General features: G+C 67.3%; 11 protein-coding genes. 3 read left to right on the top strand and 8 right to left on the bottom strand.

Going from position 1 to position 13139, the window contains the following annotated elements; all coding sequences use genetic code 11:
• Positions 1-31: 31 nt before the first annotated feature.
• Positions 32-550 (bottom strand): dihydrofolate reductase, encoded by a 519-nt coding sequence (locus tag CHB99_RS07140; protein ID WP_042121152.1) that lies wholly within the window; start codon positions 548-550, stop codon positions 32-34.
• A 67-nt stretch (positions 551-617) separates the two neighbouring features.
• Between CHB99_RS07140 and CHB99_RS07135 the strand changes: the two genes are divergently transcribed.
• On the top strand, positions 618-1997 hold the full coding sequence (locus tag CHB99_RS07135) for a DUF2868 domain-containing protein (protein WP_042121151.1): 1380 nt from the start codon (positions 618-620) through the stop codon (positions 1995-1997).
• Entirely contained in the window at positions 1990-3354 is a 1365-nt protein-coding gene (locus CHB99_RS07130) for a GTPase/DUF3482 domain-containing protein (protein WP_042121150.1), read from the top strand. The genes CHB99_RS07135 and CHB99_RS07130 overlap by 8 nt, the downstream gene beginning before the upstream one ends.
• Before the next feature lie 124 nt (positions 3355-3478).
• On the opposite strand, the gene CHB99_RS07125 is transcribed toward CHB99_RS07130, so the two are convergent.
• The 7 genes from CHB99_RS07125 to CHB99_RS07095 form a co-directional block, all read right to left on the bottom strand.
• Positions 3479-4033 carry a phosphonate degradation HD-domain oxygenase gene (locus tag CHB99_RS07125; protein ID WP_042121149.1) on the bottom strand — a complete coding sequence of 185 codons (555 nt, stop codon included), beginning with the start codon at positions 4031-4033 and terminating at the stop codon, positions 3479-3481.
• A complete protein-coding gene (locus tag CHB99_RS07120) occupies positions 4030-5157 on the bottom strand; it encodes a TIGR03364 family FAD-dependent oxidoreductase (RefSeq protein ID WP_089266457.1) in 1128 nt (375 codons plus the stop codon). Before CHB99_RS07120 ends, CHB99_RS07125 begins: the two co-directional genes overlap by 4 nt.
• Before the next feature lie 139 nt (positions 5158-5296).
• Positions 5297-6322, bottom strand: coding sequence for a putative 2-aminoethylphosphonate ABC transporter substrate-binding protein (locus tag CHB99_RS07115; protein WP_042121147.1), 1026 nt, complete (start codon positions 6320-6322; stop codon positions 5297-5299).
• Positions 6323-6368: 46 nt separating this feature from the next.
• Positions 6369-8093 carry a putative 2-aminoethylphosphonate ABC transporter permease subunit gene (locus CHB99_RS07110; protein WP_042121146.1) on the bottom strand — a complete coding sequence of 575 codons (1725 nt, stop codon included), beginning with the start codon at positions 8091-8093 and terminating at the stop codon, positions 6369-6371.
• 1 nt (position 8094) lies between these two features.
• Positions 8095-9159 (bottom strand): putative 2-aminoethylphosphonate ABC transporter ATP-binding protein, encoded by a 1065-nt coding sequence (locus tag CHB99_RS07105; RefSeq protein WP_042121145.1) that lies wholly within the window; start codon positions 9157-9159, stop codon positions 8095-8097.
• A 245-nt stretch (positions 9160-9404) separates the two neighbouring features.
• Positions 9405-10274 carry a LysR family transcriptional regulator gene (locus CHB99_RS07100; protein WP_042121144.1) on the bottom strand — a complete coding sequence of 290 codons (870 nt, stop codon included), beginning with the start codon at positions 10272-10274 and terminating at the stop codon, positions 9405-9407.
• A gap of 8 nt (positions 10275-10282) precedes the next feature.
• Positions 10283-12571 (bottom strand): heavy metal translocating P-type ATPase, encoded by a 2289-nt coding sequence (locus CHB99_RS07095; RefSeq protein ID WP_042121143.1) that lies wholly within the window; start codon positions 12569-12571, stop codon positions 10283-10285.
• 84 nt (positions 12572-12655) lie between these two features.
• Here CHB99_RS07095 and cadR point away from each other — a divergent pair, with 84 nt between their 5' ends.
• Positions 12656-13099, top strand: coding sequence for a Cd(II)/Pb(II)-responsive transcriptional regulator (gene cadR, locus CHB99_RS07090; RefSeq protein WP_042121142.1), 444 nt, complete (start codon positions 12656-12658; stop codon positions 13097-13099).
• Positions 13100-13139 lie beyond the last annotated feature (40 nt).

Genomic DNA, 13139 nt, shown 5'->3' with positions numbered 1-13139 from the left:
GCGAAAGGAGCGCAAAGCGGTCCCGGCAATCTCAGATCCTTTCCCACACCTCGAAGCGATACCCTGGCCTCCCTTCCTCAACCGGCCCCGGCTCACTCGACACCTTCTTCCAGACGGCCTCGTCCACTTCAGGGAACCAGGCATCCCCTTCCGGGCTCATCTCAACCCGAGTCAGGTACAGGCGATCCGCCAACCCGCTCTCCAGCGCCTGCCCGTACAACTGCGCGCCACCGATCAGCATCAGCTCGTCCACGCCTTGCTCCGCCGCCCAGGCCTCGGCCCGCACGATGGCGTCTTCCAGCGAGGCGAATACCTCGGCACCTTCCAGTTGCAGCCCGACCTGGCGGCTGACCACCAGGTTCAGCCTTCCCGGCAGCGGCCGGCCCAGCGAATCCCAGGTCTTGCGACCCATGATGATCGGCTTGCCCAGGGTGGTGGCCTTGAAGTACTTGAAGTCCCCCGGCAGGTGCCAGGGCATGCGGTTGTCGATGCCGATGACGCGGTTCTCGGCGAGGGCCGCGATCAGGCTGAGGGGGCGTGATGTTTTCATGGCGGCGAGGATAGCAAAGGATGCCTGGGTTATGCTTCCCCCGGTAATGGGTTCAAGGAAGCTGTACGTGACCGGACTGACCGACCTGGACAAACGCTGGCTGAGCGAAGCGATACGCCTGCGCGAAGAACACACCGGGCCCCTGGACGACCAGGAAGCCAACCGCCGCGCCCGCCAGCAGGGCGGCGACCTGGCGCAACGCATCGAAAGCCGCGCGCTGTGGCTGGCCGAACGCGACGGCCTGCGCCAGGCCCTCGATCACTACAAGCGCGGCGCACGCCTGGCGCTGCTGGTGCTGCTGGTCCTGGCCGTGGTCAGTGGCGCCGGCCTGGCCTTCGCCGCCCTCGGCGACGGGCAACGCCCGGTCAATGTGTTCTGGGCCCTGGGCAGCCTGCTCGGCCTCGACCTGCTCCTGCTCCTGGGCTGGGCCGCCGGACTGGCCATGGCCGGCGACCAGGGGGCCAGCCTCGGTCGCCTGTGGTTGTGGCTCAGCGAGAAATTCGCCCGCGATGCGCAGAGCGCGCACCTGGCCCCCGCGTTGCTGGTGCTGCTGCAGCGCCAGCGCCTGACCCGCTGGCTGCTCGGCACTCTGGTCCACGGCCTGTGGTTGCTGGCACTGACCAGCGCACTGGTCTTGCTGCTGATGCTGCTGTCGACCCGCCGCTACGGCTTCGTCTGGGAAACCACCCTGCTCCAGGCCGACACCTTCGTCAGCCTGACCCAGGCCCTCGGCGCCCTGCCGTCCCTGCTCGGTTTCAGCACTCCGGACGTGGAGATGATCCGCGCCAGCGGCGACACCCAGCCGACCCTCGACGTCGGCCGCCAGGCCTGGGCCGGCTGGCTGCTGGGCGTGCTGGTGGTCTACGGCATCCTCCCGCGCCTGTTGCTCGCGGCGCTGTGCCTGTGGCGCTGGCGCCGGGGCCGCGCGCGGCTGGCACTGGACTTGAAGTTGCCCGGCTACAGCGGCCTGCGTGAAGCGCTGATGCCCAGCAGCGAACGCCTGGGGGTCAACGATGCCGCGCCGGACCAACTGCCGCAGATCCCGCGCGGTCACGACGACGTGCGGCATGAGGGCGCGTTGCTGGTCGGTCTGGAGCTGGATGACCAGCGCCCCTGGCCGCCCGCGCTGCCCGCGTCGGTGACCGATGCCGGTGTGCTCGACAGCCGCGAATCGCGCCGGCGCCTGCTGGAGCAACTGAGTCACTACCCGCCCGCGCGCCTGGCCATCGCCTGCGACCCGCGGCGCTCGCCGGATCGCGGCAGCCTCGCGCTGCTCGCCGAACTGGCGCGCAGCGCGGCGGCCACGCGAATCTGGCTGATGCTGCCAGCACCGGGCCAGGCCCTGGATGCCGAGCGCCTCGGTGACTGGCACCAGGCCCTGGAACAACTGGCCCTGCCCTACGCCGACAGCTCGCCGATCCACTGGCTGGAGCATGGTCATGACTGAGCCCCTGAAACTGGCCGTGGTCGGCCACACCAACGTCGGCAAGACCTCGCTGCTGCGCACCCTGACCCGCGACGTCGGTTTCGGCGAGGTCTCCCATCGCCCCAGCACCACCCGCCATGTGGAGGGCGCGCGACTGTCGGTGGACGGCCAGCCGCTGCTGGAGCTGTACGACACGCCGGGCCTGGAAGACGCCATCGCCCTGCTCGATTACCTCGAACGCCTGGAGCGACCGGGCGAGCGCCTCGACGGCCCGGCACGCCTCGAACGCTTCCTGCAGAGCAGCGAGGCACGCCAGCGTTTCGAGCAGGAAGCCAAGGTGGTGCGCCAGTTGATGGCCAGCGATGCCGGGCTCTACGTGATCGATGCCCGCGAGCCGGTGCTGGCCAAATACCGCGACGAGCTGGAAGTCCTCGCCGGTTGCGGCAAGCCGTTGCTGCCGGTGCTCAACTTCGTCGCCAGCAGCGATCATCGCGAGCCGGACTGGCGCGAAGCCCTGGCCCGCCTCGGCCTGCATGCGCTGGTGCGTTTCGACAGCGTCGCGCCGCCGGAAGATGGCGAGCGGCGCCTGTACGAAAGCCTGCAACTGATGCTGGAAAACGCCCGCCCGGCCCTGCAACGGCTGATCGATGACCAGCAGGCGCAACGCCAGGTTCGCCAGCACAGCGGCAAGCGCCTGATCGCCGAGTTGCTGGTGGATTGCGCGGCGTGCCGGCGCAGCGTGGTGGCGAAGCCGGAAGAGGAAGCTGCGGCCATCGCCGAACTGCGCGACGCGATTCGCCAGCGCGAGCAGCGCTGTGTCGAGGCGTTGCTCAAGCTCTATGCGTTCCGGCGCGAGGATGCCAATACCGGCGACCTGCCGTTGCTGGATGGGCGCTGGGGGGATGATCTGTTCAACCCGGAAACCCTCAAGCTGTTGGGCATCCGCCTGGGTGGCGGGGCGGTGGCCGGTGCGGCGGCGGGGGCCGGGATCGACCTGATGGTTGGTGGTTTGACCCTTGGCGTTGCGGCGCTTGCCGGGGCCATTGCCGGGGGAGCCCTGCAAACAGCGCGTGGCTATGGCTCGCGCTTGATGGGCAAGTTGAAGGGGCAGCAGGAACTGACGGTGGACGATGCGGTGCTGCGCTTGCTGGCGGTCAGGCAGCGGCAGTTGCTACAGGCGCTGGATGCACGGGGGCATGCGGCGATGAGCCGGATCAGACTGGAGAATCCGCCGGACCAGGTCTGGCGCGAGGGCAAGCTGCCGGCGGCGCTGAGCAAGGCGCGGGCACATCCGCAGTGGTCTTCGCTGAATCCGGGGGCGAGGTTGAGCCAGGCGGAACGGCTGGAGCAGATCGACGAGCTGCTTCAGGAAATCTAGATCCGGCTTGAGGGCCAATCGCGGGCAACGCCCGCTCCCACAAGGTTTTGCAGTGTTCTTGAGGACTGCGCGATCCCTGTGGGAGCTGGCTTGCCAGCGATTGGCCCTCAAGCCGGGAACAGAATCAGGCCAGCAATGCGATCGCCTTGGCCTTCAACAATCCAAGGTCAATCACCGGCACCCGCTCCAGCTTCGCCGCCTCATCCCAATACCGCATGCGCAGGCTCACCGCGCACAACGGATCCTGTTCAAAGGCATCCGCCTCCGCCTCGCTCATCACACCCCCCTGATAGTCCAGGGTGCGCCGGCTGGCCTCGCTCAATCGCTGGTAATACCCCGGCTGGCGCAACGTCAGATAGCGCTTGGCCTCGACGTGATACTCCACCAGCTTCGCCATCCGCTCGCCGAATCCGCACCGACGCAGGTACTCGGCACCGACCCGCTCATGGCTGACCACGCCGAACCCGCCCATGTCGCCCTCGGCACCGCCACAGATATGCCCGATATCGTGGAAGAACGCCGCCAGCACCACTTCGTCGTCGAAACCCTCGGCCACGGCCAGCTGCGCCGCCTGGGACATATGCTCCAGCTGCGAAACCGGCTCGCCGATATAGTCGTCGTCGCCATGCCGCTGGTAGAGGGCGAAGACCGCCTCCACCACCTGCTCCGCCGTACTCACGCCCCTTCACCCAGCAGCCGCGCCACATGTCGCTCGGCCAGCGCCGGGCCGACACTCATGCCGACCCCGGTATGCATCAGCGCGGCGCTGATCCCCGGCGCCACCGGCAACAGCGAGAACGGCCCCGGACCACCCGAGCCATACACCCCCTGCCAGCGCTCGACCACCTGGATGCGCCCGCCCAGGGTGTGCTCGGCCAGCTCGATCATCCACTCGTCCACCTGCTCGGCATTGAACGGCGACGCATCGCTGCCATAGCTGTGGGAGTCGCCGATGATCAGTTCGCCATACGGCGTCGGGCTGATCAGCAGGTGAATGCCGTGCTCCAGCAGATGCGGGCTCTGAACCTCGACCCGCTCGCGCAGGGCGAGCGCCTGCGGCAGATCGGCATAGGCGCCGTAGTGCAGGCAGCTCAGGCCGGTGAGCAGGGCATGTTGCAGGTCCAGCTGGAAACGCGGACGCGCGCGGAGCATCTGCAGGCGGCAGACCTGCGGCTTCAGCGCGGCGATCGGTTCGGCCAGCAGGGTCTGGTAGTCGTGCCCGGAGCAGACCACGATCTGCGTGCCGCTGAAACGGCCCTGGGTGGTGTCCAGATGGCCCGGTTCGATACCGCGGACCAGGGTGGAGAAGTGGAACTCCACGCCCATCTTTTCCCGCAGCCAGTCGATCAGGCTGGGCAGGGCTTCACGGGAGAACACCTGCTGGTCGTCGAGACCGTGCAGGGCTGCGCGGTGATGGGCGAAGCGGCCGTCGTACAGGGCGCGCAGGTCTTCGCCTTCGAGCAGGCGCGCGGGGTAGCCGTGCTCGACGGCACGGCCACTGCAGAAGGCTTCCAGCAGGTCGCGCTCCTGGTCGGTGCGGGCCAGCAGCAACGAGCCATTGCGCTTGATGGAGAAACCGGCGGTTTCCGCCCAGTGCGCCCACAGCGGACGGCTGGCGCGGGCCAGGTCGAGCATCTGGCCAGGGGGCTGGCCGCTGATGAGGGCCTGGCCGAAGTTGCGTACCGAGGCACCGAGCGGAGTGGCGCTGCGCTCGAAGACCTTGACCCGCAGGCCGCGCCGGGCGGCGGCGTAGGCGTGGGAGAGGCCGAGGATGCCGGCGCCGATGATGAGGAAATCGGTCATCTGAGAAATCCTTGTGATTTTTGGGCCTGCTTTGCAGGCCTTCGCGGGCAAGCCACGCTCCTACGAAAGCAGATCGCGATAATCCCCGTAGGAGCGTGGCTTGCCCGCGAAGGACCGCAAAGCGGTCCCCGCCTTTGACTTACTGCTGCGCCACCTTCTCCGACTTGCCGTCATAGCGCTTGCGCCATTCGCTCAGGATCTCGTCGCGGTTCTTCGAGGCCCAGGCGAAGTCGTTCTTGATCAGGCGCTGCTCGTAGTCCGCCGGCAATTCGGTCTGCGGCTTGGCAATACCCGGCTGGGCCAGCACGGCGAAGTTTTCCTTGTACAGCTCCATCGCCGCCGGGCTGGCGGAGAAGTCGGCCAGGCGCTTGGCCGCCTCCTCATGCTCGGTGCCCTTGATCACCGCCGTAGCCTCGATCTCCCAGCCCAGGCCTTCCTTCGGCAACACGATGTCCAGCGGCGCGCCCTGGCGCTTGAGCTGCACGGCCGGGTACTCGAAGGAGATACCGATGGGGAATTCACCGGCGGCGGCCAGCTTGCACGGCTTGGAACCGGAGTGGACGTACTGGCCGATGTTCTGGTGCAGGGCATCCATGTAGGCCCAGCCCTGCGGCTCGCCGAAGGTCTGCAGCCAGGCGCTGACATCGAGGAAGCCGGTACCCGACGACGCCGGGTTGGGCATGACGATCTTGCCCTTGTATTCAGGCTTGGTCAGGTCCTGCCAGCTCACCGGCTTGCTCAGGCCCTGCTTCTCGGCTTCGACGGTGTTGAAGCAGATGGTCGCGGCCCACACGTCCATGCCGACCCAGGCAGGCGGGTTGGCGGGGTCGCGGTAGTTGCCACCGATCTTGCCCAGGTCCTTCGGCGCATAGGCTTGCAGCATGCCCTGCTGGTCGAGGATCGCCAGGCTGGACGCCGCCAGGCCCCAGACCGCGTCGGCCTGCGGGCGCTCCTTCTCGGCCAGCAGCTTGGCGGTGATGATCCCGGTGGAGTCACGCACCCACTTGATCTCGATATCCGGGTTGGCCTTTTCGAAGGCCTGCTTGTAGCTCTTCAGCTGTTCGGCTTCCAGCGCGGTGTAGACCGTCAGTTGGGTCTGGGCGGCGCTGGCCTGCAGGCTGAACGCAGAGAGGACAGCAGCGGCAAGAGCGAGTGGCTTGAACATGATGCGGCTCCTTTGAAGGGACGTTGGTCAGGTTGGGTGGCGCAGATCAATGGCCTGGCGCGCGTTGGCGCCAAGCCTGGGAACGTTTCAGCAGGCCCTTGGAGGCCCAGGCCAGCAGCAGCGAGACGCCGGCACTGGTGAACAGGATCAGGGTCGACATGGCGGCGGCTCCGCCGACGTTGCCGGCGTCGTCCATGTTCAGCACGGCCACGGCGGCGAGGATGGTGTCCGGGCTGTAGAGGAAGATCGCCGCCGACACCGTGGTCATCGCCGAGACGAACAGGTAGCGGACGATGTCCAGCAGCGCCGGCAGGCAGATCGGCACGGTGACCCGCAGGAAGTGCCGGTACAGCGGCGCCTTGAGCGACAGCGCGGCGGCTTCGAACTCGTTGTCGAGCTGGCGCAGGGCGGTGGTCGCGGTCATCTGCGCGGTGGTCAGGTAGTGGGCGACAGTGCACACCACCAGCAGCACCATGCTCCCGTAGAACACATGCAGCGGGTTGCCCGGCAGGTTGAAGAAGAAGACGTAGCCGAGACCGAGCACCAGCCCCGGCACCGCCATCGGTACGAAGCTGAGCAGGCGCAAGACCAGGTTGAGGCTGCGCTGACCACGGGTCTTTTCCATGAGGTAGGCACCGGTGAAGATCGCCACACTGCCGATCAGCGCGGTGCCCACGGCCATGCTCAGGCTGTTGCGGTAGGCCAGCCAGCCGCCGCCGGCGGTCTCGTCGAACTGGTAATGCCTGAGCGACAGCGACAGGTTGTACGGCCAGAACTTCACCAGCGACGAGTACACCGCCATGCCCACCACCAGCAGGAGCATGGCGCAGACGACCAGGACGATGGCCAGGAACCAGGCGTCGCGACGGCGCGAGACCTGCGGCACGAAGACCTGGGCGCGACCGCTCATGGTGTCGCCCTGGCGACGGCGCAGCCAGGTATCGACGGCGAAGCTGAGCAGGGCCGGAACCAGCAGGACCATGCCGATCAACGCACCGCGACCGAACTGCTGCTGGCCGACCACGGCCTTGTAGGCTTCCAGCGCCAGCACCTGGTAGTCGCCGCCGACCACCACGGGCACACCGAAGTCGGTGATGGTCAGGGTGAACACCAGGCAGAACGCGGCGAACACGGCCTGGCGGGTCGCCGGCCAGGTGATGCTGTGGAAGGCACGCCAGGGGCCCGCGCCCATGCTCGACGCCGCGTCGAACAGCCGCGCATCGGCCAGGGACAGGGCGGAAAGCAGGATCATCAGGGCATGCGGGAAGGTGTAGATGGCCTCGCCGAGAACGATGCCCCAGAAGCCATAGATGTTGTCCGAGAGCAGGCCGCGCAGCAGGCCCTGGTTGCCGAACAGATAGACCAGGGCGATGGCCGGCAGCATCGACGGCGCCAGCAGCGGCAGCAGGGAAATCCCGCGCCAGAGGCGCTTGCCGGGAATCAGCGTGCGTTGCAGGGCATAGGCGAACAGGTAGGCCAGCGGCACGACGATGGCGGCGACGCTGAGCGACACCTTGAGGCTGTTGCCCAGCAGCCAGTGGAAGTTCGCACTGCCCAGCAGCTCGCGGGCCGCGACCCAGCCACCGCCCTGCCCGGCTTCGCTGCTCAAGCCGCGCCAGAAGATCGCCAGCAGCGGCAGCAGTACCGAGACCACCAGGAACATCAGCAGCAGCCATTTGCCGCCGACCACGAACAAACGGTCACCCAGGGCAACGCCGGATCGCGGTCTTGCCTTCGCGGGTGCGATCGGCAGGGTGATTGGCGCGCCCATGTCAGGCAAACACCTGGAGGGCGCGCGGCGGCAGGGCCACCCAGATATCCTGCGAGCCCAGGCTCGGCATGGCTTCCGGCGCGACTTCGGCGAGCAGCGCATGGCCCGGCAGCTGGTGCAGTTCGAAGCTCATGCGGCAGCGGTTGCCGAGGAAGGTGATCTCGCGCAGACGCGCCGGAAACAGGTTTTCCTCGTGCACGACGGGGTTGATGCTGATCGACTCGGGACGGCAGAACAGGCGACCGCTGCCACTGGCACGCACGCCGGGGGCCAGGCGCAGGTTCATCTCGCCCACCTGAGCGTGGCTGTCGCTGCAACGCTGGAACGGCAGCCAGTTGCCCTGGCCGATGAATTCGGCGACGAAGGGCGTCGCCGGCTTGTCGTAGATCTGCTGGGCGGTGGCGTACTGCTCGACCTGGCCGTTGTTCATCACGGCGATGCGGTCGGCCATCAGCATGGCTTCGTCCTGGTTGTGGGTGACCATCAGGGTAGTGATGCCCAGTTGGCGCTGCAGTTGGCGCAGCTCGCTGCACAGATGCTCGCGGACCCGGGCATCGAGGGCCGACATCGGCTCGTCGAGCAGCAGCAGCGACGGCGCGGGAGCCAGGGCGCGGGCCAGGGCGACGCGCTGTTGCTGGCCGCCGGAGAGCTGGCCGGGGTATTTCTTCTCGCTGCCGGTCAGGCCGACCAGGTCGAGCATGTCGCCGACACGCTGGCGCACCTCGTTGCGCCCGGCGCCGGCCAGGCCGTAGGCGATGTTGGCCTCGACGGTAAGGTTGGGGAACAGCGCGTAGGACTGGAACAGGATGCCGTAGTCGCGGGCTTGCGGCGGCAGGGTGGAGATGTCGCGCTCGCCGATGGTCAGCTCGCCGCGGTCCTGGCGTTCGAGGCCGGCGATGCAGCGCAGCAGGGTGGTCTTGCCGCAGCCGGAGGGGCCGAGCAGACAGACCAGCTCACCGGCGGCGACGTCGAGGGAGACGTCGTGCAGGGCCGTGAAGGCGCCGAAGCGTTTGTGGATACCGCGAACGCGCAGGTGTGCGCCGGGATTTGCGAGCGTGTTGTGCATGACAGGACCTCACCGAGCTAGTGGAGGTCATGCTAGGGAGGCTTTGCGAAGGTTCCGTGGCGGTAAGGCAAAAGCTGCCGATAGTGGTATTTGCAGATTTTGTTTCATTTTTGACCGCTCCTTGTAGGAGCTGGCTTGCCTGCGAAGGACCGCGAAGCGGTCCCGGACCTCACCGTTGTCGGGGACCGCTTCGCGCGGTCCTTCGCAGGCAAACCAGCTCCTACAAGGATATGCGCAGCCTCCGGCTAGGAACCGATGGCCGAGATCTCCTGCGCCACCCCCAGGAACGCCGCCGGCAACCGCGCCTGGCGCCGCTCCTTCAGGCAGTACAGGTACTCGTGCATCACCGGCGCCCCTTCCAGCGCCAGCACCCGCAATTCCGGGTTATGCGGCACTTCATGCCGGGCAATGATGCTGATGCCGATATTGCGCAGCACCGCCTCGCGGATCGACTCGCGACTGCCGATCTCCAGCAGCGCACCGGCCTTGACCCCCGCATCGGCCAGCATCTGCTCGGTCAGCTTGCGCGTGGTCGAGCCCTGCTCGCGCATCAGCAGGCAGTGCCCGGCCAGCGCCGCCAGCGGCACCGACTCCCGCGATGCCAGCGGATGACTGCGATGCACCGCCACCACCAGCGGGTCGGTGCCGAGGATGCGTCGTACCAGGCGGTTGTCGTCCAGCAGTTGCGAGGACGCAGCCACATCCACCCGGTAGTCCTCCAGCAACTCCAGCACCTGCTGCGAGTTGCCGATCTCCACCGATACCTCCACCTGCGGCAGGCGCTCGCGGAAGATCTTCACCAGATCGAGGATGTAGTACGGCGCGGTCGCCGCCACCCGCAAGGTGCCCTGCCCCAGCCCGCTGTTGCGCAGGAAGAATTCGATATCGGCCTCCTGCTGCAGCAGCGTGCGCACCATCGGCAGCAGACGCGCGCCGTCCTCGCTCAGGGCCAGGCGCCGGCCGCCGCGGTAGAACAGCTCGACGCCGTAGTGACTTTCCAGGTTGCGGATCTGCGTGGTCACCGTGGGCTGGCTGAGTCCGAGCTTCTTCGCGGCCAGGGTGATGCTGCCCAGGCGGGCCACCATGTGAAACGCCTTCAACTCGGAACTCAGCATGAAACCCCTTACTTTCTCAGCAGACGCAGGCCGTTGAAGACCACCAGCAGGCTGACGCCCATATCGGCGAACACCGCCATCCACATGGTCGCCATGCCGGCAAAGGTGATCGCCAGGAAGATCGCCTTGATGCCCAGGGCCAGAACGATGTTCTGCACCAGGATCGCCGCGCTTTGCCGCGAGAGCCTGACGAAGGCCGGGATTTTCCGCAAGTCGTCGTCCATCAGGGCGACGTCGGCGGTCTCGATGGCGGTATCGGTGCCTGCGGCGGCCATGGCGAAGCCGATCTCGCTGCGGGCCAGCGCCGGTGCGTCGTTGATCCCGTCACCCACCATGCCGACCCGGTGCCCCTTGGCATAGAGCGCCTCGATCGCCGCCAGCTTGTCCGCCGGCAGCAGGTTGCCACGGGCCTCGTCGATACCGACCTGGGCCGCAATGGCCTCGGCGGTGTGCGGGTTGTCGCCGGTGAGCATGACGGTGCGGATGCCCAGTTCATGCAGTTCGGCGATAGCTTCGCGGCTGGTCTGCTTGACCGTGTCGGCGACGGCGAACAGCGCCAGCGGGCCGGATGCGTCGAGCAGCAGGACCACGGTCTTGCCCTGGCGCTCCAGCGCGTCGAGTTTTTCTTCCAGTTGCGGCGAGCACAGGCCCAGCTCTTCCACCAGGCGATGATTGCCGAGGTGGTAGAGCACGCCGCCCACCTCGCCGCTGACACCGCGGCCCATCAGGGCCTGGAAGTTATCCACAGCCTCGACGTCGAGGCCCTGTTCCTTGGCGGCGCGGGCGATCGCCAGCGACACCGGGTGGTCGGAGCGCCCGCCGAGGCTGGCGGCGATGCGCTGGGCGCGCTCGGCGAACAGCGGATCGAGCACCTCGATATCGGTCTGCACCGGCTTGCCATGGGTCAGGGTGCCGGTCTTGTCGAGGGCGATGAAGTCCAGCTTGCGTCCGCCTTCCAGGTACACGCCGCCCTTGATCAGGATGCCCTTGCGCGCCGCCGCGGCGAGGCCGCTGACGATGGTCACCGGGGTGGAGATCACCAGGGCGCAGGGGCAGGCCACCACCAGCAGGACCAGGGCACGGTAGATCCAGTCGAACCAGGCGCCGGCCATGAACAGCGGCGGAATCACCGCCACCGCCAAGGCGAAGGCGAACACCGCCGGGGTGTAGATGCGCGAGAACTTGTCGACGAAACGCTGGGTCGGCGCCCGCGCGCCCTGGGCCTCCTCCACCGCGCGGATGATCCGCGACAGGGTGGATTCGCCGGCCGCGGCGGTGACCCGATACTCCAGCGCCCCGGACTGGTTGATGGTACCGGCGAACACCTTGTCGCCCGGACCCTTCTCCACCGGCAGGCTTTCGCCGGTGATCGGCGCCTGGTCGAGGGTCGACTGCCCGCTGACCACCTCGCCATCCAGGCCGACCCGCTCACCCGGCCGCAGGCGCACCAGCGCGCCCAACGCCACCTGGGTGACCTCGACCTCACGCCACTCGCCGTCGGCCTGCTGCACCGTGGCGACATCCGGACTCAGTTGCATCAGGCCGCCAATGGCATTGCGCGCACGGTCCAGCGAGCGTGCCTCGATCACTTCGGCGAGGGTGAACAGGACCATCACCATGGCCGCTTCCGGCCATTGGCCGATCAGCACGGCGCCGGTCACGGCGATGCTCATCAGCGCGTTGATGTTCAGGTTGCGGTTCTTCAGGGCGATCCAGCCCTTCTTGTAGGTGCCCAGGCCGCAGCCGAGGATCGCCGCCAGGGCCAGCACCGCCACCACCCACTCCGGCGCGGCGGCGGTGAAGTGGACGATCTCCGCGACCAGCGCGGCAACCCCGGACAGCGCTAGCGGCCACCAGGATTTCTTCGCCGACGGCGCGGCCTTCTCCGGCGCATCGTCGGCCAGCGGCTCGGCCTGCATGCCCAGGGACGCAATGGCCTCGACGATGCCACGGGTGTCGCCCAGGGTGTGGCGCACACCGAGGATGCGGTTGATCAGGTTGAACTCCAGCTGCTCGATGCCGGCGAGCTTGCCCAGTTTGTTCTGGATCAGCGTCTGTTCCGTCGGGCAATCCATGGCCTCGATGCGGAAACGACTGAACTGGGCATCGACACTGGTGCTTTCCCGCAGTTGCACCAGGGCCGGCGCCTCGGCGGCGGAACAGCAGCCATGGCCATGGTCGTGGGCTTGCGGCTTGGGCGCGCAACAGCCATGGGCCTGCTCGCTGGGGTGATCGTGATGACTATGGTCGTGATCGTGCGGGGTTTTCTGCGGGTCGAAGCTGACAGGTCGATTCATGAGGGTTCATCCCTAAAGGTCCTGTTGCCAAGTGAACACCCTGTAGCCACTATAGGGTCAAGCAATCCGAGGAGGGATTTCCAGATGAAGATCGGCGAACTGGCCAAGGCCACCGACTGTGCGGTGGAGACCATCCGTTACTACGAGCGGGAGAACCTGCTGCCGGAACCGGCACGCAGCGAGGGCAACTACCGGGTCTACACCCAGGCCCATGTCGAGCGCCTGACCTTCATCCGCAACTGCCGCACGCTGGACATGACCCTGGAGGAAATCCGCAGCCTGCTGAAGTTGCGCGACAGTCCACAGGACCAGTGCGAGAGCGTCAACGCGCTGGTCGACGAGCATATCGCGCATGTGCAGGCGCGGATCGATGGGCTGCTGGCGTTGCAGGAACAGCTGGTGGAGTTGCGCAGGCGCTGCAGTGCGGAGGGCGCGCATTGCGCGATTCTGGAGCGGCTGGAGGTGAATGGGGCGGTTTCGGTGCCGGAGGCGGAACATTCGCATGTCGGACGAAGCCACGGGCACTGAAGATCACCGCTGACCCTGTGGGAGCTGGCAAGCCCCACAG

The sequence above is a fragment of the Pseudomonas japonica genome, assembly GCF_900188455.1.
Lineage (GTDB): Bacteria > Pseudomonadota > Gammaproteobacteria > Pseudomonadales > Pseudomonadaceae > Aquipseudomonas > Aquipseudomonas japonica.
This window is presented reverse-complemented; position numbering and strand designations above follow the sequence as displayed.

Coding starts and splice junctions, on each gene's coding strand:
- CHB99_RS07140 (WP_042121152.1), bottom strand. CDS start 550: ATGAAAACATCACGCCCCCTCAGCCTGATCGCGGCCCTCGCCGAGAAC.
- CHB99_RS07130 (WP_042121150.1), top strand. CDS start 1,990: ATGACTGAGCCCCTGAAACTGGCCGTGGTCGGCCACACCAACGTCGGC.
- CHB99_RS07120 (WP_089266457.1), bottom strand. CDS start 5,157: ATGACCGATTTCCTCATCATCGGCGCCGGCATCCTCGGCCTCTCCCAC.
- CHB99_RS07115 (WP_042121147.1), bottom strand. CDS start 6,322: ATGTTCAAGCCACTCGCTCTTGCCGCTGCTGTCCTCTCTGCGTTCAGC.
- CHB99_RS07110 (WP_042121146.1), bottom strand. CDS start 8,093: ATGGGCGCGCCAATCACCCTGCCGATCGCACCCGCGAAGGCAAGACCG.
- CHB99_RS07105 (WP_042121145.1), bottom strand. CDS start 9,159: ATGCACAACACGCTCGCAAATCCCGGCGCACACCTGCGCGTTCGCGGT.
- CHB99_RS07100 (WP_042121144.1), bottom strand. CDS start 10,274: ATGCTGAGTTCCGAGTTGAAGGCGTTTCACATGGTGGCCCGCCTGGGC.
- CHB99_RS07095 (WP_042121143.1), bottom strand. CDS start 12,571: ATGAATCGACCTGTCAGCTTCGACCCGCAGAAAACCCCGCACGATCAC.
- cadR (WP_042121142.1), top strand. CDS start 12,656: ATGAAGATCGGCGAACTGGCCAAGGCCACCGACTGTGCGGTGGAGACC.